The organism is Enterobacter cloacae complex sp. SHL020 (genome assembly GCF_049236945.1).
Lineage (GTDB): Bacteria > Pseudomonadota > Gammaproteobacteria > Enterobacterales > Enterobacteriaceae > Enterobacter > Enterobacter dykesii.
In genome coordinates, this window is record NZ_JBMKJF010000005.1 from 185,947 (window position 1) to 205,598 (window position 19,652).

The following is a 19,652-nucleotide window of genomic DNA, read 5'->3' on the forward strand; positions in this document are numbered from 1 at the left end:
GCATAGCGCGGCCTGATGCCCTCACCCAAACCCTCTCCCACCGGGAGAGGGAGGATAAAGGATTATCCTTCGTGCAGCCCGCACTCGCGCTTAAGGCCAAAGAATCGCGTCTCTTCTTCCGCCATTCCCGGTTCCCATTTGCGCGTGGTGTGGGTGTCACCCACCGACAGATAGCCCTGGTCCCACAGCGGATGGTACTTCAGCCCGTGTTTTTGCAGGTACTGATACACCGTTCGGTTATCCCAGTCGATAATCGGCAGCACTTTAAATACCCCGCGCTGGACCGCCAGCACCGGTAAGGTTGCACGACTGCCGGACTGCTCGCGACGCAGGCCCGCAAACCACGTCTGCGCATTGAGCTCTTTCAGCGCCCGGTTCATCGGCTCGACTTTGTTGATCTCATTGTATTTCTCAATGCCCTCAACGCCCTGCTCCCACAGCTTACCGTAGCGCGCCTCCTGCCAGGCCGCGCTTTCCGTCGCGCGGTACACTTTGAGGTTCAGCTTGAGCTTGTCCGTCAGCTCGTCAATAAACTGGTAGGTTTCCGGGAACAGGTAGCCGGTATCGGTGAGGATCACCGGAATGTCCGGACGGATCTGATTCACCAGATGCAGGCTGACCGCCGCCTGAATACCAAAGCTCGACGAGAGCACATAGTCTCCCGGCAGGTTTTCCAGCGCCCACGCCACGCGCCCTTCGGCGTCCAGCTTTTCAAGGTGGGCATTGGTTTCTGCCAGCGCCAGAATGCGTTCGACTTTAGGCAGATCGTTAAGGGCGTTTAGATCGAGTAAGGACATAATTACCTCTCGTGGTTACTCCCAGAAATCCCTTGCGGGATCGAGCACCGGGCGAATGATGCCCGCACGCACCGTAAAGTCGCCGAAGCCTTCACCCGCTTCGCGCTCTTTCGCCCAGCGCCCGACAAGCTCGTCGATGGAATCAAGAATTTCCGGTTCCGTAATATTTTCACGGTACATACGCGGAATGCGCGTCCCCATACGATTGCCGCCAAGGTGCACGTTGTAACGACCCGGCGCTTTCCCCACCAGACCCAGCTCGGCCAGCATCGCGCGACCGCAGCCGTTCGGGCAGCCGGTGACGCGCATAACAATATGCTCGTCCGGAATACCGTGTTTTTCCAGAATCGCTTCTACCTTGTCAGTGAATGACGGCAGGAAACGTTCCGCTTCGGCCATCGCCAGCGGGCAGGTCGGGAACGACACGCAGGCCATCGAGTTTTCACGCTGCGGCTTCACCGCATTCATCAACCCATGATCGCGCGCCAGCTTCTCGATCTTCGCCTTCTGGCTCTCCGGCACGCCGGCAATAATGAGATTCTGGTTAGCGGTAATGCGGAACTCGCCTTTATGGATCTTAGCAATTTCCAGCAGACCGGTTTTCAGCGGGCGGCCCGGATAATCCAGAATACGGCCGTTTTCAATAAACAGCGTCAGGTGCCATTTATTATCGATACCTTTCACCCAGCCAATGCGATCGCCGCGACCGGTGAATTCGTAAGGGCGGATGGGCTCAAACTTGATGCCCGCACGACGCTCCACTTCCTCTTTGAACGTCTCAACGCCCACGCGCTCCAGGGTGTATTTGGTTTTCGCGTTTTTACGGTCGGTACGGTTGCCCCAGTCGCGCTGCGTGGTCACTACCGCTTCCGCCACGGCCAGCGTGTGCTCCAGCGGCAGGAAGCCGAACTCGCTCGCGGTGCGGGCGTAGGTTTTCTTATTACCGTGTTCAATGGACAGGCCGCCGCCCACCAGCAGGTTAAAGCCAATCAGCTTGCCGTTTTCGGCAATCGCCACGAAGTTCATGTCGTTGGCGTGCAGATCGATATCGTTCTGCGGTGGGATCACAACCGTAGTTTTGAACTTACGCGGCAGATAGGTCTGGCCAAGGATCGGTTCTTCGTCCGTAGTGGCGACTTTTTCCTGATCGAGCCAAATCTCAGCATAGGCGCGGGTGCGCGGCAGCAGATGCTCAGAGATCTTCTTCGCCCACTCATAGGCTTCGGCGTGCAGCTCGGACTCATACGGGTTCGAGGTGCAAAGCACGTTACGGTTCATGTCGTTAGCGGTCGCCAGCGCGTCCAGCCCGACCGAGTGCAGCATCTGATGCACCGGCTTCACGTTCTTCTTCAGAATGCCGTGGAACTGGAAGGTCTGACGGTTGGTCAGGCGGATGCTGCCGTAGATCGTGTTTTCACCGGCAAACTTGTCGATCGCCTGCCACTGTTTGGTGGTGATCACCCCGCCCGGCAGACGGCAGCGCAGCAGCATCGCATGGCGCGGCTCCAGCTTCTGTTCGGCACGCTCGGCGCGGATGTCGCGATCGTCCTGCTGGTACATGCCGTGGAAGCGGATCAGCAGGAAGTTGTCGCCTTTGAAACCGCCGGTGAGACCGTCATTCAGATCTTCAGCAATGGTGCCGCGCAGATAGTTGCTTTCCAGCTTCATGCGCTCGGCGTCTGTCAGTTTACCTTCGACCACCAGTGGCCCTGGATGTTTTTCGCTCATTAGTAGACATCTCGCTGATAACGGCGCTCAACGCGCAGCTCACTTAAAAATTCATCCGCCGTTTCGGCATCCATACCGCCGAATTCGGCAATCACTTCCAGCAAAGTCTGCTCAACGTCTTTCGCCATGCGATTGGCGTCGCCGCAGACATAAATGTGGGCACCTTCATTGATCCAGCGCCACAGCTCTGCGCCCTGTTCGCGCAGTTTGTCTTGTACGTATACTTTTTCTTTCTGGTCGCGGGACCAGGCCAGATCGATGCGGGTCAGTACGCCTTCTTTCACATAGCGCTGCCACTCAACCTGGTAGAGGAAATCTTCGGTAAAGTGCGGGTTGCCGAAGAACAGCCAGTTTTTACCCGGCGCACCGTCTGCCGCGCGCTGCTGCATGAAGGCGCGGAACGGCGCAATGCCGGTGCCCGGGCCAATCATGATGACCGGGGTTTCCGGATTCGCCGGCAGGCGGAAGTTGTCGTTGTGCTCGATAAAGACGCGCACTTCGCCCTCTTCTTCCACGCGATCCGCCAGGAAACTTGATGCCCCACCCGCACGGGCGCGGCCTTCGATGTCGTAGCGCACCACCCCGACGGTAACATGCACTTCGCTCTCCACTTCGGCCTGCGAAGAGGCGATGGAGTACAGGCGCGGCGTCAGCGGACGCAGCAGGCCGATTAGCGCATCGGCATCCAGCTGCGCCGGAGAGAAACGGACCATATCGACTATTGGCGTCGTCGCGGCGTAATGCTGCAGCTTCGCCTTGTCGCCCACCAGCGGCAGCAGGGATTCGCTGCGCGTTAAGGTGGCATAATTTTCGACGATATTCGGGGTGTTCACCGTCAGTTCGAAATGCCACTGCAGCGCCTCTGAAAGCGGCTGGGTTTTGCCGTCAACGGTGACGGGCTCGTCGCCCTTCAGCCACAGCAGCTCAACCAGCTCTTTCACCAGAGCCGGATCGTTCTGATACCAGATACCCAGCGCGTCGCCCGGCTGATAGCGCAGGCCAGAGTCGCCGAGATCGATTTCGATATGGCGCACGTCTTTTTCCGAGTCGCGGCCGGTAATTTTCTGGTTCACCGACAGGCTCGCCGTCAGCGGCGCCTCTTTGGTGTACGGGCTGGTATGGATGTCGTTGACGGCACCCGTCGCGGTGAACGCGGCCTGCGCCGACGTCTCTTTCGGCACGCGCGCTTTTAGCACCTCAACGATGCGGGCGCGCCATTCGGCGGCGGCGGTCTGGTATTCAACATCCGCGTCAACGCGGTCCAGCAGGCGCTCCGCGCCCAGCTCCGCCAGCCTGCTGTCGAAGTCTTTACCGGACTGGCAGAAGAATTCATACGAGGTATCGCCCAGGCCAAATACGGCAAACGCCGTGCCGTCCAGCTTCGGCGCTTTTTTCGAGAACAGGAACTTGTGCAGCGCCACCGCTTCTTCAGCGGGTTCACCTTCGCCCTGGGTAGAGGCGACCACCACCAGCAGTTTTTCTGACGCGATTTGCTTAAATTTATAATCCCCGGCGTTGACCAGGTTCACGTTCAGTTTGGCGGCCAGCAGGTCGTCACGCAGCGCTTCGGCCACGCGGCGGGCGTTGCCCGTCTGCGAGGCGGAAATCAGGGTAATGGCCGGAATTTCAACGGCCGTTGCCGGTGCACCCGCCACAGCGCCAGGCTGCTGATTGAGCATTCCCCAGAAATAACCGGAGACCCAGGCAAGCTGAGTGGGAGAAAAATCAGAGGTGGCGGCCTGAAGGCGCGCCAGTTGCTCCGGGTTCAGGGGAAGCAAATTTGAAGGTGGGGCCTGTGTTGTCATGCGTCGTTATGTTCCAGTAGCCAAGCGGACTTTAAGCGAATAAATCCAAACTGAAGATAAGGTTAACGGCGAGGATAATAACAATTAAAGAAGGGATGGAAATAATAAATAACCAAATGGACTAACCTGTTTTAGTTGTCATACTTAACGATAAAAGCGATTAATTAACCCACTGAAAATTATCGATAAAAACATCAAAAAACGCCCGTTAACGAGACGCCAGGCTTCAGAGCCGTTTTAGTTAATGCTAAAAATTGTGCTTTCCGGTACTATGCGGCGGTTTTTTCCGCATTACTGAGAGCGATCATGTCCACCACACTGTTTAAAGATTTCACCTTCGAAGCCGCCCACCACCTTCCGCATGTCCCTGAAGGGCATAAATGCGGCCGTCTGCACGGGCATTCGTTCATGGTGCGTCTTGAGATCACCGGTGAAGTTGATCCGCATACCGGTTGGATCATGGATTTTGCCGAGCTGAAGGCGGCGTTTAAGCCGACCTACGATCGTCTGGATCATTACTACCTGAATGATATTCCGGGCCTTGAAAACCCGACCAGCGAAGTGCTGGCGAAATGGATTTGGGATCAGATGAAGCCGCTGGTACCGCTGCTGAGCGCGGTGATGATCAAAGAGACCTGCACCGCCGGCTGCATCTATCGCGGAGAGTGATCCTCTTCATCACGCCCGTTTAGCGGCATGAACTCATAGAGCACGAGCGCGTTACTTTCCAGTGATTCTGTCATTTGCCAGCCGTCATTAAGCCGTTCATCGCGTAAGGAAAGCGTTGGACGCGCTTTGTGCGCAATCCAGCGCCACATCTCTTCATCAGGCCCGCTGTCGCTGCGTACCCCTTCCAGCAGCGGGTAGAGCGCACCATTGTGCCGATCGAAAAGATGGCGCCTGATGCGCCACTCGCCGCACATCCCCTGTAGCTGCAGATGATATTGCTGTTGAAAACGTTGGATGAAAGCCTCCTCGCTGGAGAGCAGCGGATTGAACACCACCACGTTACGCAGCAGCAGCTGATAGCCCCCCTGATGGCGGAGCAGCAGCACGCTCTTGTCGTTGACGAGCACCTCTCCCCGCAGGCGTTGCCACAGCCAGAGCACCCAGTAGATGGGCCGCGGAAGGCCGTGATTATACTGAAGCGCAAGGCTCGATGTATCGAGGGTGTTGTTCGCCCTGGCTTCCCCCTGCAAACCGGAATTCAGCCAGAACCCCGCCAGCCAGACCTGTTCTGAAAGCCCGAGTAAATTTTGCATAAGCAGCGCGCCGCGAAAAAACCAGCCGTTGGTTGCCCGCGTATTCCCGGTAAGGGTATTCCACGAGAGTAACCATACCGGCAGCGTGCGCTGCCGCTGGCGAAGGGCGGCGAGTATTTGGCGGATCTTCAGCACGGGATAGTTTTCAGACGAGGAGAGATGTGTAGGATCCAGCCGCGCCAGATCGAGCAGCTCGTTGGCATCCGCCTGACAGGCGAGGAAATCGGCCTGGTCCAGAATGCCAGAATGGAACAGCGCGTCGTCGCCGAGTTCAGTACCCACGGGAGAGAAGCGATGCCACACCCCAAACTTTGCCTGTGGAAGGTAGGCCCCGACCGTCGCCCGCTGAGCCTGCCAGGCGTGCTCCTGGGTTTCCGCGCTTGCCTGAGGAGACCAGTGCATCACGACGTGCCAGCCTGCGGTAATATCGGGTAAAAATCGGTTAACCGACAGCTGCAAAAAGCGCTTCAGAAGATCGCATCGGGTGGTGACCCCCGTGTGCAGCAGGATCGTCCAACCTTTTTTTGCTACCCAGGTAAACAGCTGCTGCAAATTGTACCAGCAGGCGTAACCCGCCATATGGGGATCGTCCCATCCCGTGGCGAACAGACGGCTGCTGAGAAAAGGTTCAGCAATATCAATCCCCTCAATTGGAATCGCCTCGTGAAGCGCCTCCAGATGCTGGCGAACATCCTCCCGCAGTAAATCGTCAAGCTCGCGCAGGGTGACGACCAGCCTCGCACGGCGCAGCGCGGACGAGAGCGGATAAAGCTGCTGCAGATCAACTATTCGCTCCTGACGCGGGGAGTGGGTTAGCGGAGCGGGTTCCCAGCCGCGGTTCTCAGCGCCTCTAAGCAAACTAAACAGCCTATCCACCGCGATGGGAAAGCGCTGCTCGCCCGTGCCTGCCCGCAGCGGAGACGCATCGGAGCGATGCCGCCTGGCCTTACGAAACTCGCCCGGAGACATATTGTGATAGCGCCGGAACCGATCGGTCATCATGCGCGTGCTGGCAAACCCGTGCTCCAGCGCAATCTGATGCAAAGGACGGCTGGTGAGGCGCAGGGCGTCAGCCGCTTTTTCCAGCCGCAGGGCGGTGATGTACTGCATAAAACTGACACCCATCTCTTTTCGAAAGAGGCGGGAGAGCCAGGCTTCGGAGACGAACTCACTCGCTGCAATTTCGGCCAGCGTAATGCGCCGGGTATAGCTGGCGTTGATCCGCTCCAGCACGCGGGCAATGCGCTTGCTGACGTCGGCGTGCTGGTCCCGGGGTTTCTGGCGGGCAGGCTGCTGAAAGCGGCCAATCAGCAGCAGCAGGATCTCGCTCAGCCAGCGATTTGCCTCCAGCCTGAAGCGGTGCGGATCGTTCACCAGCGTCACCACCAGAAGCTGACGCAGCAGGTGCCGAAGTTCGTCACACTGCGGCCAGTTTCCACCGGACTCTGTCGGAACCGCGTAGTCATGGGCAAAAAAGTCATTGTACAGCTTGATTACCCACCGCCCGGAGAGAACGACACGAAGCGTTACGTTCGCGCTCTGGCTACTGAACCGCCAGCGCTGATAGCGGTTTATCACCGCAAGACCGTTATTTGACACCGTCTCGCGTCCTGCGGCGGTTTGCAGTTCGGCTTGCCCTTCCAGAACCCACAGTATCGTCAGCGAATCACCTTCATCCTGCGTGAGCAGGCGAATGTCTTCAACGACTACCGCAAACTCGTTCCCATGCTGCTCCATTCGGCTCCCCCGCATGGACAAAAAATGATGCGCCATTTTTTGTCATAACTGAATCGTATGAAAAACAATCAGAAAAAAGGCGTCGCTTTACAACAAAAAAGAGCATTTTCCGGCAATGCGATCGACATAAACTCGAAACTAACACCGTTTGGCAGGAAAAGGATAACAAAAATGACACATCCAATTGTTGACGCTCTGCGGGACACCGAAGATCGGTTCACTGAACTTCGTCGCGAATTCCACCGACACCCCGAAATTGGCTTCGAGGAGCACAAAACCAGCGACCGCGTCGCGTCACTCCTTCAACAGTGGGGCTATGAGGTCCACCGGGGAATGGCAAAAACCGGGGTGGTTGGCACCCTGAAGGTGGGCAACAGCAGCAAAAGCCTGGGCCTGCGCGCCGACATGGATGCGCTGCCAATGCAGGAAAACAGCGGCAAGGCGTGGAGTAGCACCGTCGAGGGAAAATTCCACGGCTGCGGGCACGATGGCCACACCACCACGCTGCTCTATGCCGCAGAATATTTGGCTCGCACCCGCAACTTTAGCGGTACGTTACATCTCATTTTTCAACCTGCGGAAGAGCTGCTGTATGGCGGACGCGTCATGCTGGAGGATGGCCTGTTTGAGCAGTTCCCCTGCGACCATATTTTCGGCCTGCACAATATGCCCTCCCAGCCGCTCGGGAAAATCGGCCTTCGCGATGGCGCCATGATGGCCTCTTCGGACACCGTTCATATTGAAGTCAACGGGGTGGGAGGACACGGCGCCGTTCCGGAACACACCGTCGATGCCACGCTGGTTGCCTGCCACATCACCCTCGCCCTGCAGTCGATTGTGTCGAGGAATATTACCCCGTTCCAGCCGGTCGTCGTGACCGTGGGCAGCATCCAGGCGGGTCATGCTCCGAATATCATCAACGACAAGGTGTTAATGAAGCTGACCGTTCGCACGCTGGATGAAACGGTGCGTCAAACCGTGCTGCAGCGGATCCATGATATCGCCGTGGCGCAGGCTGAGAGCTTCAACGCCACGGCCACGATCCGTCACGTGAACGGGAGTCCGGTGCTAAGGAATAACCCGCAGGCCAATGAAATGGTGCGTACGGTAGCGACCGACCTGTTCGGTCAGGATGCCGTCTCGTCGGTGAATGCCTTTATGGGAAGCGAAGATTTTGCGTTCATGCTCGAGAAAAATCCCAACGGCTGCTACTTCACCCTCGGTGCGGGAGATGAGCCTGAACGCTGCATGGTGCATAACCCAGGCTATGACTTTAACGACAAGCTTCTCCTCACCGGCGCGGCACTCTGGAGCGCGTTGACCGAACATTATCTGCGTTAATTCCCGCCCACCCCGGAGGCTTGCACGATGAGTACCGTTCCCCTGACAGGCACACCGACCTACGCCGGTAACGATCGGCTGCTGGCCGGTATTGTGATGAGCGTTCTGACGTTCTGGTTATTTGCGCAGTCGGTGATTAACGTTGTCCCGGCAATGAAAAATAGCCTGACTATCTCCCTCGAAACCCTCACGCTGGCGGTCAGCCTCAGCGCCTTGTTCAGCGGCTGTTTTGTCGTTGCCTGCGGGGGATTTGCCGACAAGTTTGGGCGTATGCGCATGACCTATATCGGCCTGACGATGAGCATCGTCGGAAGCGCCCTGCTTTTCATCTCGTGGGAGCCGGTTCTGTTTCTGCTGGGAAGAGCGATACAGGGGCTGTCAGCGGCCTGCATCATGCCCGCCACGCTGGCGCTGATTAAAACCTGGTATGAAGGAAACGCGCGGCAGCGGGCCATCAGCTTTTGGGTCATTGGTTCATGGGGCGGCAGCGGCCTGAGTGCGTTTGTCGGCGGGACAATTGCCACCACGCTCGGCTGGCGCTGGATTTTTGTTTTTTCCATGCTGGTCGCGGTGGCGGCGCTGCTGCTGATTCGCGGTACGCCGGAAAGCCGAAGCGACGCCGCGAGCCGCCATAAGCTGGATATCAGCGGCCTGGTGAGCTTTGTCTGCATGCTGGTGCTGCTGAACCTGTTTATCAGTAAAGGGCACAGCTGGGGCTGGAGCAGCGTTTTATCGCTACTTGTGCTGGGTAGCGCCGCGCTGGCAGCGGTCTGCTTTGTGCTTACCGGGCGACGTAAAGGTGATGTGGCGCTGATTGATTTTGCCCTGTTTAAAAACCGGGCCTACAGCGCGTCGGTATTCTCTAATTTTTTGCTCAACGGCTGCATTGGCACCATGATGATCGCCAGTATCTGGCTGCAGCAAGGACACCATCTTTCGCCGCTACAAACCGGCATCATGACGCTGGGATATCTGGTCACCGTGCTGGCGATGATTCGGGTCGGGGAAAAGCTGCTCCAGCGTTACGGGGCGCGCCTGCCGATGATGACCGGGCCGCTGCTGACCGCAACGGGTATCACGCTGATCTCCTGCACTTTCTTAAGCAAAGAGATCTATATTGTCACCGTTTTTCTCAGCAACATTTTATTTGGCCTGGGGCTGGGGTGTTACGCCACGCCGTCAACGGATACTGCGGTAATGAATGCGCCTGAAAACAAAGTTGGCGTGGCCTCAGGGGTTTACAAGATGGGCAGTTCGCTGGGTGGAGCAATGGGGATCGCCGTTACCGCGTCGCTGTATGCGCTACTGCTGCCGCTGGGAATGGCCAGCGCAGCACAGTATGCGCTACTCTTCAACAGCGCAATTTGTCTCGCTTCGGCGGGAGTCACCTGGGCATTGCTTCCTTCAGAACGGGCCCCGCGATAGGCGGGGCCGCGCAACGATCAGGCGATATTCAAATATTTGTGCGTCTGCATCGACAGGCGCCAGTTACGCGCAATACAGGTTTCAATGCACAGGCGCGTTGCATCCTCTTTCTGGCTGATAGGCTGCAGGGCAATCACCCGCTGCTTTTCATCCGTCAGCGTTGCCAGCAGTTCTTCGAGCGCTTCGATATCACGCACGCGCCCTACCGGGTGCTTAATCTCATCCGCGCGTTCCAGCGCCTGAGACAGCACGTCATACCCGCCGCGCATATTCACTTTTGGCGATACCGTTACCCAGGTGGTGTGTGAACAGCGCACTTCATGGGTGCCGCTGGTTTCAATCTGGCAGCTGTAGCCGTTCTTTTCGAGCAGCTCGGTCAGCGGCGTCAGATCGTGGATGCAGGGTTCACCGCCGGTGATCACCACGTGGCGCGCCGTCCAGCCCTGACGCCCAATAATGGCCAGCAGATCTTCTGAACTGCCCGCGCCCCACTTATCGCTCTCTTTGGTTTTCGCCAGAATGCTAAACAGCGACACTTCCCGATCTGCGAGCTTATCCCACGTATGTTTGGTATCACACCAGGCACAGCCAACCGGGCATCCCTGTAAACGAATGAAAATAGCGGGAACGCCGGTAAAGTAACCCTCGCCTTGCAGGGTCTGGAACATCTCGTTAATCGGGTACTGCATAGTCATCTCAGTAAAGGGGATAAACGATAAGTATCGCAGATCCCCGCCGGATGGTCATGCTCCATCGGTGCTTTGCGCGCCAATCGCCGCCATAAACCGTTCCGTAATTTGCTGCGGGCGGGTGATCGCGCCGCCGACGACGACCGTATGCGCGCCCAGCGCCAGGCATCTGGCCGCGCGTTCAGGCGTATCCACGTTCCCTTCGGCAACCACGGGAACGGTCACGGCAGCCAGCACGGCCTTCAGAAACGCGCAGTCATTGTCCGGAAGCGAATGGCCCGCCGTTTCCGCCGTGTAGCCGTAAAGCGTGGTGCCGACGCAGTCAAATCCAAGCGCCTGCGCCGTCACGGCTTCGCCCACGGAGGAGATGTCCGCCATCAGCAGTACCGCGGGATAGCGCGAGCGGATGCGCGAGACCAGCGTTTCCAGGGATTCCCCACCGGGACGCTCCCGCGCCGTCGCATCAAGCGCAATAATTTCCGGAGAGATGCTCATGAGCTCATCCACCTCTTTCATCGTGGCGGTGATAAACACCTCGCTTTCCGGGTAATCCCGTTTGATGATGCCGATAACAGGCAAAGAGACCTGCTGCTTAATGGCCTCAATATCCACCACGCTGTTGGCACGAATAGCGGCGGCTCCGCCCTGCGCCGCCGCCAGCGCCATCCGCGACATAATAAACGGGCTATGCAGCGGTTCATTTTCCAGCGCCTGACAGGAGACGACCAGTTTTCCCTTCAGGTTATCCAGTACAGTTTTCATTACGATAAGATCTCTTCCACTTCGTTTTTGATAATCGTGACGTGCGGGCCATAAATGACCTGAACACCGTTACCGCGCACGATAACGCCGCGCGCGCCGGTGGCTTTCAGCGCCGCGTCATTCACTTTGCTGCCGTCCTTCACCGTGACGCGAAGCCGCGTGGCGCAGCAGTCCACCTCTTCCAGATTCTCTTTTCCGCCTAATCCGGCGATTACCGCAACGGCGCGCTCGCTCTGCGAGAAGGTCACTTCATTGACCATCGCCTCCTTTTCCCGACCCGGCGTGGCAAAATCAAAACGGTTTATCAGGTAGCGGAAGGTGAAGTAGTAAAGGAAGAACCACGGCACGCCGACCAGCGGAACGAACATCCAGTTGGTTTTGGCCTCCCCCTGCAAAATGCCGAACAGCACGAAGTCGATGAAACCGCCGGAGAAGGTTTGCCCGATGGTGATATGCAGCATGTGCGCGAGCATGAACGCCAGCCCGTCAAACAGCGCATGAATGACGTAAAGCACCGGCGCAATAAACAGGAAGGAGAACTCGATAGGTTCAGTAATTCCGGTCAGAAACGAGGTTAACGCCGCGGAGAGCAGCAGCCCGGCAACGCGCTTTTTGTTCTCCGGTTTTGCCGTGTGGTACATCGCCAGACACGCGCCGAGCAGGCCAAACATCATCGTAATAAAGCGCCCGGACATGAAGCGCGACGTGCCCTCATAGAAATGCTGCGTGTTCGGGTCGGCCAGCTGGGCGAAGAAGATCCGCTGTGTGCCCTCAACGAGGTGACCGTTAACAATCTCACTGCCGCCGAGCGCGGTGGTCCAGAACGGCAGATAGAAGATGTGGTGCAAACCAAACGGGCCCAGCATGCGTAAAATAAAGCCGTACAGCAGGGTGCCCAGATAGCCGGTGGCATCCACCAGCCCGCCGAGACCAAAAATCAGCTTCTGGAAATGCGGCCAGACCACGGTCATGAGCGCGCCGACGAGTATCGCCGCCAGCGAGCAGATAATGGGGACAAAGCGCGAGCCGCCAAAGAACCCGAGGAACTGCGGAAGCGCAATTTTATTAAACCGGTGATGGAGCGCGCAGGTCACCAGGCCAATCACCACGCCGCCAAACACGCCGGTTTCCAGCGTCTGAATACCCAGCGTCATACCCTGCCCCACGGCGCCCGGGTTCTCGTGCGCCAGTTTGCCGGTGAGGATCAGCAGCGCGTTGATGGTGGCATTCATCACCAGAAACGCGAGAAGCGCCGCCAGCCCAGCCGTGCCCTTATCGCTTTTTGCCAACCCGACGGCGACCCCAACCGCAAACAGCACCGAGAGGTTCGCAAACACGATTGAACCGGCGCTGCTCATGATGGTGAAAATGGCCTGAAGCCAGCCCACATCTAAAAACGGATAAGCCGCCAGCGTATTGGGATTCGATAGCGCACCGCCTATCCCCAGCAGCAGACCCGCCGCGGGCAGCACGGCGATAGGCAACATAAAGGATTTACCAAAGCGCTGCGCTTTTTCAAACCATCCCCCCGAAGAAGCGCCACTGAACATTTGCATCATTTTTTCATCTCCCCATTAAACGATGAAAATTTTTACCATATAAATTACATTTAGTGAAAATTATCATCAAAAACCAGGAAGCCGATCATACTTTTTCAAAATGACTGGCATCTTTCCCCTCCTTTCCGCCACACTAGTCGCAGCGAAACACATTAAGGACGTGGCATGTCGGACCATGAAAATCTGCTGCTGAAGCTCCGCCAGGAGGCTTCCGGGTACAGCCCAACGCAACAAAAACTCGGCGAGTTTGTCCTCAGCGATCCTGCCCGGGTGCTCTACCTGACGATCACTGAACTGGCGCGCGAGAGCCACACCAGCGAGGCCAGCGTCACGCGCCTTTGCCGGACGCTGGGCTGCAAGGGCTATAACGAATTTAAAATGGCGCTTGCGCTCGATATTCAGCAGGGCCAGCCCGCGCGTCAGGCGGGGGATGAGATTGATAACGTCGTGGATGAGTCGGTGCAGGCTTTGCAGGATACCGCCCGACTCCTCGATCGCACGCTGCTTGAAAAGGCTGCGCTGGCGCTGCACCAGGCGCAATCCGTGCAGATTTATGGCGTCGCGGCCAGCGCGATCCTCGGGGAGTATCTGCATTACAAGCTGCTGCGGCTGGGCAAACCCGCACAGCTGTTTAGCGATATGCACCGCGCGGCCATGAATGCGACAACGCTTTCGAAAGCGACCCTGGTTGTGGCCATCTCCAGCTCGGGTTCAACGCGGGATTTGCTCCACGTGGTGAAGCTTGCCCGCAAGCGCGGCGTTAAGGTTCTGGCACTCAGCAATACGCCCCGCAGCCCGCTGGCGTCCCTGAGCGACATGCAGCTGGTTGCCGCCAAACCAGAAGGCCCTCTAAGTGCAGGCGCGCTCAATGCTAAGGTTGGGGTGATGCTGCTGGTCGAGCTGCTGACCACGTCCATGATTGCGCTGGATGGTCATTACGGCGACGTTAGCCAGCAAACAGCCAGCGCCACGCTTCCCCTTTTGCTCTGAAAATAATTCGCAGGCTAAATAAATCGGCCTGCGACTTATGTTGTCTGATTTGAGTTAAGTGGTATTTAAAACATTTATTCGATAAATGTTTGGTGTAACAAAGTATTATATTTATTACATTTTGAATTACGTTAACCATTCGACACAGACCTCACAAAAACATTAAAATTCAATAAGTTAAAATTTAAATTTTAATAGAGTGAATTTTTACCCTTGCGATAGTGTCCAATATCTCCACCTGATTCCCTTTCCTTAAAATAAGCTTAAGACGCCATTGATTTCGGCGTTTTATTATTTAAATGCCGTTTACTTTTGCACGCCTACAATCCGCCTCATCAATCATAATGAGACGGTATTAATGAAGATGTTATTGATTACAGGCGTGACCGGATTTCTGGGCGGTGCAGTTCTTGAAAAAATCCTGACCAGCGCTCAACCTGCAAAACTCCTTTTGCTTGCGCGCGCCGGCGATACGCAGAGCGGGCTGGAGCGCGTGCTGGAGAATATGCGCAAGTTCAGCGTTCCTGAAGACAAACTGGCCTCCCTGAGCGTGGATAATATCCTGATTGGCGATCTCAGCCAGCCTGAAGCCTTCCTGAACGATCCCCGTCTGGATCGGGTTACGCATGTCGTTAACTGTGCGGCCGTCGCCTCATTTGGTAATAACCCGCTGATCTGGAAGGTCAACGTTGAAGGAACGCTGGCGCTGGCGCGCCGCATGGAGCAGGTCATGGGCCTGCAGCGTTTCCTCCACGTCGGCACCGCGATGTCATGCACGCCGGAGCAGGATTCCCTGGTCGCCGAAAGCGCGGAATTCAGAGAGAATGCTGAACACCTGGTGGAATACACGTTTTCGAAGTCAACAATCGAACAGCTGATGCGCCAGGAGTGCCCTAACCTGCCGCTGCTCATCGCCCGTCCGTCCATCGTCGTCGGCCATACCCGTCACGGCTGCACGCCGTCGAGCAGCATTTTCTGGGTCTTTAGCATGGGCCTGATGCTCCAGAAGTTTATGTGCTCAATGGAAGACCGGATCGACGTTGTTCCGGTAGATTATTGCGCCGACGCAATGTTAATGCTGCTCAACAGCAACGCGCGTCCGGGAGAAGTGGTACACATTTCTGCGGGAGAAGAGAACAGCGTTCGCTTTGCGGATATCGATCAGGCAATGGCGCAGGCGCTGGAGAAAGCCCCCGTCGGGGATAAATATGCGCAGGTCAGCTACGAAACGCTGGTCAGAATGCGCCGCGAGCTGAAACATATTTTTGGGCCGTGCAACGAACGTCTGATGCTGAAAGCCATGCGTTTATACGGTGCGTTTGCCACGCTTAACGTGCGCTTCAGCAACGATAAGCTGCTGAGCATGGGAATGCCGAAGCCGCCCCGGTTTACGGATTACATCGCCCGCTGCGTGCAAACCACCCAGGGGCTGACCATTCCGGAGCAAATGGCGGTCGATTTTAAATAGCAAAAAAAATGCCAGTCTTTCGACTGGCATTTTCATTTTAAGGCTTAAGCAATTATGCCTGGCCTTTGATCTCTTTCAGACCGTTGTATGGTGCTTTTTCGCCCAGCGCTTCTTCGATACGAATCAGCTGGTTGTATTTAGCAACACGGTCAGAACGGCTCATAGAACCAGTTTTGATCTGGCCTGCAGCGGTACCCACAGCCAGGTCGGCAATGGTAGCGTCTTCAGTTTCGCCAGAACGGTGAGAGATAACAGCGGTGTAGCCAGCGTCTTTCGCCATTTTGATCGCAGCCAGAGTTTCGGTCAGAGAACCGATCTGGTTGAATTTGATCAGGATGGAGTTAACGATGCCTTTCTCGATGCCTTCTTTCAGGATCTTGGTGTTGGTTACGAACAGGTCGTCACCAACCAGCTGGATTTTGTCGCCCAGTACTTTAGTCTGGTATGCGAAGCCAGCCCAGTCAGACTCGTCCAGACCGTCTTCGATAGACACGATTGGGTACTGTTTGGTCAGGTCTTCCAGGAAGTGAGTGAACTCTTCGGAGGTGAACGCTTTGTTGCCTTCGCCAGCCAGAACGTATTTACCGTCTTTGTAGAATTCAGATGCTGCACAGTCCATCGCCAGGGTGATGTCTTTGCCCAGCTCGTAGCCAGCAGCTTTAACTGCTTCTGCGATAACGGCCAGCGCTTCTGCGTTAGAACCCAGGTTTGGCGCATAGCCACCTTCGTCACCAACAGCCGTGTTCATACCTTTAGCTTTCAGAACTTTAGCCAGGTTGTGGAACACTTCAGAACCCATACGTACGGCTTCTTTCAGGGATTTCGCGCCAACTGGCTGAATCATGAATTCCTGAATATCAACGTTGTTGTCTGCGTGCTCACCGCCGTTGATGATGTTCATCATTGGTACAGGCATGGAGTATTTGCCTGGGGTGCCGTTCAGTTCAGCGATGTGCTCGAACAGTGGCATACCTTTAGCAGCCGCTGCCGCTTTGGCGTTCGCCAAGGAAACGGCCAGGATTGCGTTCGCACCGAAGTTAGATTTGTTTTCAGTACCGTCCAGATCGATCATGATCTTGTCGATGCCAGCCTGGTCTTTGGCGTCTTTGCCAAGGATTGCCTGAGCAATAGGACCGTTTACAGCGCCAACCGCTTTCAGTACGCCTTTGCCCATGAAGCGGGATTTGTCGCCATCGCGCAGTTCCAGCGCTTCGCGAGAACCAGTAGAAGCGCCTGATGGAGCAGCAGCCATACCAACGAAACCACCTTCCAGGTGAACTTCGGCTTCAACGGTCGGGTTACCACGGGAGTCGATGATTTCACGACCGATGACTTTAACGATTTTGGACATTAGATTTTCCTCAGTACAAGTTAAACTAAAACTCCAGACAAACAACGCGTACCAAAGGTACGCGTTGCCGTTCTAACTTTTTTTACTTCGCCTGACGCTTCTGGTAGTCGCTGGCGGCCTTCACGAAGCCTGCAAACAGCGGATGCCCGTCACGTGGCGTTGAAGTAAATTCCGGGTGGAACTGGCAGGCGACAAACCACGGATGATTTGGCACTTCAATGATCTCGACTAACTGATCATCCCCGGAGCGGCCCGCAACACGCAGGCCCGCGGCTTCAATAGGTTTCAACAACATGTTGTTGACTTCATAGCGGTGACGATGGCGCTCGGTGATCACCGGCTCGCCATACAGCTTGCGAACCACGCTATCGTCAGACAGCTGGCAGGCCTGTGCGCCAAGACGCATGGTGCCACCCAGATCGCTCTTCTCGGTACGGACTTCGACGTTACCTTCTTCGTCACGCCATTCAGTGATAAGCGCCACAACAGGGTACTTACAGTCTGGCACAAATTCCGTAGAGTTCGCGTTTTCCATTCCCGCTACGTTGCGCGCAAATTCGATCAGCGCAACCTGCATACCCAGGCAGATGCCGAGGTATGGAATATTGTTTTCACGCGCATAGCGCGCGGTGGCGATCTTGCCTTCAACACCACGGTAGCCGAAGCCGCCAGGGATGAGGATAGCATCCAGATCTTTCAGGATTTCAACGCCACGCGTTTCAACATCCTGAGAATCAATCAGCTTGATGTTCACGGAAACACGGTTCTTCAGACCACCGTGTTTCAGCGCTTCGATCACTGACTTATAGGCATCCGGCAGTTCAATGTACTTGCCGACCATACCGATAGTCACTTCGCCTGCCGGATTGGCTTCTTCGTAAATAACCTGTTCCCATTCAGACAGGTTCGCTTCCGGACAGTTCAAGCTGAATCGTTTACAAATATAATCGTCCAGGCCCTGAGATTTCAACAGGCCCGGGATTTTATAAATGGAATCGACATCTTTCATTGAAATAACGGCTTTTTCAGGCACGTTACAGAACAATGCAATTTTCGCACGTTCGTTCGCCGGAACCGCGCGATCGGAGCGGCAAACCAGGATGTCTGGCTGAATACCAATGGAGAGCAGTTCTTTCACAGAGTGCTGAGTCGGCTTGGTTTTCACTTCACCAGCGGCGGCCATGTACGGCACCAGAGTCAGGTGCATGAACAGCGCGTGCTCACGGCCGATATCTACCGCCAGCTGACGAATCGCTTCCAGGAATGGCAGGGATTCGATATCACCCACGGTACCGCCGATTTCAACCAGCACCACGTCGTGGCCTTCGCCACCCGCTACAATGCGTTCTTTGATGGCGTTAGTGATGTGCGGGATAACCTGAACGGTTGCACCCAGGTAGTCACCACGGCGCTCTTTACGCAGAACGTCGGAGTAGATGCGACCAGTCGTGAAGTTGTTACGACGGGTCATTTTGGTGCGAATGAAACGCTCGTAGTGGCCAAGATCCAGATCGGTTTCAGCGCCGTCTTCAGTAACGAACACTTCCCCGTGTTGGATTGGGCTCATGGTGCCCGGATCGACGTTGATGTACGGATCCAGTTTCATCATGGTCACATTGAGGCCACGGGCTTCAAGAATGGCTGCGAGGGAGGCTGCGGCAATGCCTTTACCCAGAGAGGATACGACCCCGCCGGTCACAAAAATATAGTTCGTTGTCATGCTGAACCTGAGAAGTTAGGGTGAAACGATGGAATAACCAGGACGGGAAAGTAGTATACCCGAACACGGCGAGCGCCACAAACTTTCATTCTCCGTCTCCACTCCAGGCCATGACAATCATAAGGAGTGAGAAAATAGCCCCTTTTGGGTAAATGTTTTTGACGCAAATCAAGCGCTTGTCATTTAAAAAATCACACAAATTGCGCTTGATCGCAAAATTTCGTTAGAGATCAGATTCCTGGCGCTTTACTTCCTGCCAGACTTCTTCCATTGCCTCGAGGTCAATTCCGCTCATTTCCAGGCCTCGCGAGGCGACAATCCGCTCAACTTCGCGAAAGCGCCGTTCGAATTTTAGGTTGGCTTTTTGCAGGGCGGTTTCCGCTTTTACACCCAGGTGGCGAGAAAGGTTGACGGTCGCAAACAGCAGATCGCCCATCTCCTCCTCAAGCTTTGCTTCATCCACCACCGCCTGCTGCGCTTCGTGCATGACTTCGTCAATCTCTTCGTGCACTTTATCCAGCACCGGGCCGAGGGAGGTCCAGTCAAAACCCACGGCGGAGCAGCGTTTCTGGATTTTGTGCGCGCGCATCAGCGCGGGCAGGCTCAGCGGAATATCGTCCAGCGCCGAATGCTGGGATTTTTCCGCTCGCTCGGCGCTTTTGATCTGCTCCCAGCGGGCCAGCACCTCCGCGCTGTTCCCTGCGGTGGCGTCACCAAAAATATGGGGATGACGGCGCTCAAGCTTGTCGCTGATGGCAGCGCAGATATCGTAAAAGTTAAAGCGCCCCTCTTCCTGCGCCATTTGCGCATAGAACACCACCTGGAACAGCAGATCGCCCAGCTCGCCGCGCAGGTCGTCAAAGTCTTCGCGGGAAATGGCGTCCAGCACCTCGTAGGTTTCTTCGAGGGTATAAGGCGCAATGGTGGCGAAAGTCTGCTCTTTGTCCCACGGACAGCCATTTTCCGGGTCGCGCAGGCGTTTCATGATGCCGAGCAGGCGGTCGATTTGAGTCATAGT

The 19,652-nt window shown here is 56.1% G+C and carries 15 protein-coding genes; 5 read left to right on the forward strand and 10 right to left on the reverse strand.

The window, feature by feature from the left end:
- Positions 1–62: 62 nt before the first annotated feature.
- From cysH to cysJ, 3 genes are read right to left on the reverse strand one after another with little or no spacing between them, the layout of a single operon-like run.
- Complete coding sequence (gene cysH / locus ACOTZB_RS14735) at positions 63–797, reverse strand: phosphoadenosine phosphosulfate reductase (RefSeq protein ID WP_202771666.1); 735 nt, start codon at positions 795–797, stop codon at positions 63–65.
- Positions 798–812: 15 nt separating this feature from the next.
- Positions 813–2,525, reverse strand: coding sequence for an assimilatory sulfite reductase (NADPH) hemoprotein subunit (gene cysI / locus ACOTZB_RS14740; RefSeq protein WP_032640784.1), 1,713 nt, complete (start codon positions 2,523–2,525; stop codon positions 813–815).
- Positions 2,525–4,330, reverse strand: coding sequence for an NADPH-dependent assimilatory sulfite reductase flavoprotein subunit (cysJ, locus tag ACOTZB_RS14745; protein ID WP_421627591.1), 1,806 nt, complete (start codon positions 4,328–4,330; stop codon positions 2,525–2,527). Before cysJ ends, cysI begins: the two co-directional genes overlap by 1 nt.
- 306 nt (positions 4,331–4,636) lie before the next feature.
- On the opposite strand from cysJ, the gene queD reads away from it, so the two are divergent.
- Entirely contained in the window at positions 4,637–4,999 is a 363-nt protein-coding gene (gene queD / locus ACOTZB_RS14750; RefSeq protein ID WP_023309002.1) for a 6-carboxytetrahydropterin synthase QueD, read from the forward strand.
- Here queD and ACOTZB_RS14755 read toward each other — a convergent pair.
- Positions 4,984–7,329 carry a helix-turn-helix transcriptional regulator gene (locus ACOTZB_RS14755; RefSeq protein WP_421627592.1) on the reverse strand — a complete coding sequence of 782 codons (2,346 nt, stop codon included), beginning with the start codon at positions 7,327–7,329 and terminating at the stop codon, positions 4,984–4,986. The genes queD and ACOTZB_RS14755 overlap by 16 nt on opposite strands.
- 171 nt (positions 7,330–7,500) lie before the next feature.
- Between ACOTZB_RS14755 and ACOTZB_RS14760 the strand changes: the two genes are divergently transcribed.
- On the forward strand, positions 7,501–8,670 hold the full coding sequence (locus ACOTZB_RS14760) for a M20 aminoacylase family protein (protein ID WP_045355771.1): 1,170 nt from the start codon (positions 7,501–7,503) through the stop codon (positions 8,668–8,670).
- Between the two features lie 27 nt (positions 8,671–8,697).
- Positions 8,698–10,095, forward strand: a complete 1,398-nt coding sequence (locus ACOTZB_RS14765) for an MFS transporter (RefSeq protein WP_348941391.1) — start codon at positions 8,698–8,700, stop codon at positions 10,093–10,095.
- Positions 10,096–10,112: 17 nt separating this feature from the next.
- On the opposite strand, the gene queE is transcribed toward ACOTZB_RS14765, so the two are convergent.
- Genes queE through ACOTZB_RS14780 form a run of 3 tightly spaced genes read right to left on the reverse strand, consistent with a single transcriptional unit; the run spans position 10,113 to position 13,105 of the window.
- Positions 10,113–10,784, reverse strand: a complete 672-nt coding sequence (queE, locus tag ACOTZB_RS14770) for a 7-carboxy-7-deazaguanine synthase QueE (RefSeq protein WP_126329631.1) — start codon at positions 10,782–10,784, stop codon at positions 10,113–10,115.
- A 54-nt stretch (positions 10,785–10,838) separates the two neighbouring features.
- Positions 10,839–11,546 (reverse strand): N-acetylmannosamine-6-phosphate 2-epimerase, encoded by a 708-nt coding sequence (locus ACOTZB_RS14775; protein ID WP_421627595.1) that lies wholly within the window; start codon positions 11,544–11,546, stop codon positions 10,839–10,841.
- Entirely contained in the window at positions 11,546–13,105 is a 1,560-nt protein-coding gene (locus ACOTZB_RS14780) for a PTS transporter subunit EIIC (protein ID WP_421627596.1), read from the reverse strand. The genes ACOTZB_RS14775 and ACOTZB_RS14780 overlap by 1 nt, the downstream gene beginning before the upstream one ends.
- A 165-nt stretch (positions 13,106–13,270) precedes the next feature.
- Here ACOTZB_RS14780 and ACOTZB_RS14785 point away from each other — a divergent pair, with 165 nt between their 5' ends.
- Both ACOTZB_RS14785 and ACOTZB_RS14790 read left to right on the forward strand, forming a co-directional pair.
- Positions 13,271–14,095 (forward strand): MurR/RpiR family transcriptional regulator, encoded by an 825-nt coding sequence (locus ACOTZB_RS14785; protein WP_421627597.1) that lies wholly within the window; start codon positions 13,271–13,273, stop codon positions 14,093–14,095.
- Between the two features lie 358 nt (positions 14,096–14,453).
- A complete protein-coding gene (locus ACOTZB_RS14790) occupies positions 14,454–15,563 on the forward strand; it encodes an SDR family oxidoreductase (protein WP_421627599.1) in 1,110 nt (369 codons plus the stop codon).
- Between the two features lie 52 nt (positions 15,564–15,615).
- Here ACOTZB_RS14790 and eno read toward each other — a convergent pair whose 3' ends face one another.
- The 3 genes from eno to mazG form a co-directional block, all read right to left on the reverse strand.
- Positions 15,616–16,914: a phosphopyruvate hydratase gene (gene eno / locus ACOTZB_RS14795; RefSeq protein WP_126329641.1), complete on the reverse strand. Its 1,299-nt coding sequence runs from the start codon at positions 16,912–16,914 to the stop codon at positions 15,616–15,618.
- A gap of 82 nt (positions 16,915–16,996) precedes the next feature.
- Complete coding sequence (pyrG, locus tag ACOTZB_RS14800; protein WP_023309013.1) at positions 16,997–18,634, reverse strand: glutamine hydrolyzing CTP synthase; 1,638 nt, start codon at positions 18,632–18,634, stop codon at positions 16,997–16,999.
- A 223-nt stretch (positions 18,635–18,857) separates the two neighbouring features.
- Positions 18,858–19,649 (reverse strand): nucleoside triphosphate pyrophosphohydrolase, encoded by a 792-nt coding sequence (gene mazG / locus ACOTZB_RS14805; RefSeq protein WP_047650251.1) that lies wholly within the window; start codon positions 19,647–19,649, stop codon positions 18,858–18,860.
- Between the last annotated feature and the right edge of the window lie 3 nt (positions 19,650–19,652).

Coding starts and splice junctions, on each gene's coding strand:
- cysH (WP_202771666.1), bottom strand. CDS start 797: ATGTCCTTACTCGATCTAAACGCCCTTAACGATCTGCCTAAAGTCGAA.
- cysI (WP_032640784.1), bottom strand. CDS start 2,525: ATGAGCGAAAAACATCCAGGGCCACTGGTGGTCGAAGGTAAACTGACA.
- cysJ (WP_421627591.1), bottom strand. CDS start 4,330: ATGACAACACAGGCCCCACCTTCAAATTTGCTTCCCCTGAACCCGGAG.
- queD (WP_023309002.1), top strand. CDS start 4,637: ATGTCCACCACACTGTTTAAAGATTTCACCTTCGAAGCCGCCCACCAC.
- ACOTZB_RS14755 (WP_421627592.1), bottom strand. CDS start 7,329: ATGGAGCAGCATGGGAACGAGTTTGCGGTAGTCGTTGAAGACATTCGC.
- ACOTZB_RS14760 (WP_045355771.1), top strand. CDS start 7,501: ATGACACATCCAATTGTTGACGCTCTGCGGGACACCGAAGATCGGTTC.
- ACOTZB_RS14765 (WP_348941391.1), top strand. CDS start 8,698: ATGAGTACCGTTCCCCTGACAGGCACACCGACCTACGCCGGTAACGAT.
- queE (WP_126329631.1), bottom strand. CDS start 10,784: ATGCAGTACCCGATTAACGAGATGTTCCAGACCCTGCAAGGCGAGGGT.
- ACOTZB_RS14775 (WP_421627595.1), bottom strand. CDS start 11,546: ATGAAAACTGTACTGGATAACCTGAAGGGAAAACTGGTCGTCTCCTGT.
- ACOTZB_RS14780 (WP_421627596.1), bottom strand. CDS start 13,105: ATGATGCAAATGTTCAGTGGCGCTTCTTCGGGGGGATGGTTTGAAAAA.
- ACOTZB_RS14785 (WP_421627597.1), top strand. CDS start 13,271: ATGTCGGACCATGAAAATCTGCTGCTGAAGCTCCGCCAGGAGGCTTCC.
- ACOTZB_RS14790 (WP_421627599.1), top strand. CDS start 14,454: ATGAAGATGTTATTGATTACAGGCGTGACCGGATTTCTGGGCGGTGCA.
- eno (WP_126329641.1), bottom strand. CDS start 16,914: ATGTCCAAAATCGTTAAAGTCATCGGTCGTGAAATCATCGACTCCCGT.
- pyrG (WP_023309013.1), bottom strand. CDS start 18,634: ATGACAACGAACTATATTTTTGTGACCGGCGGGGTCGTATCCTCTCTG.
- mazG (WP_047650251.1), bottom strand. CDS start 19,649: ATGACTCAAATCGACCGCCTGCTCGGCATCATGAAACGCCTGCGCGAC.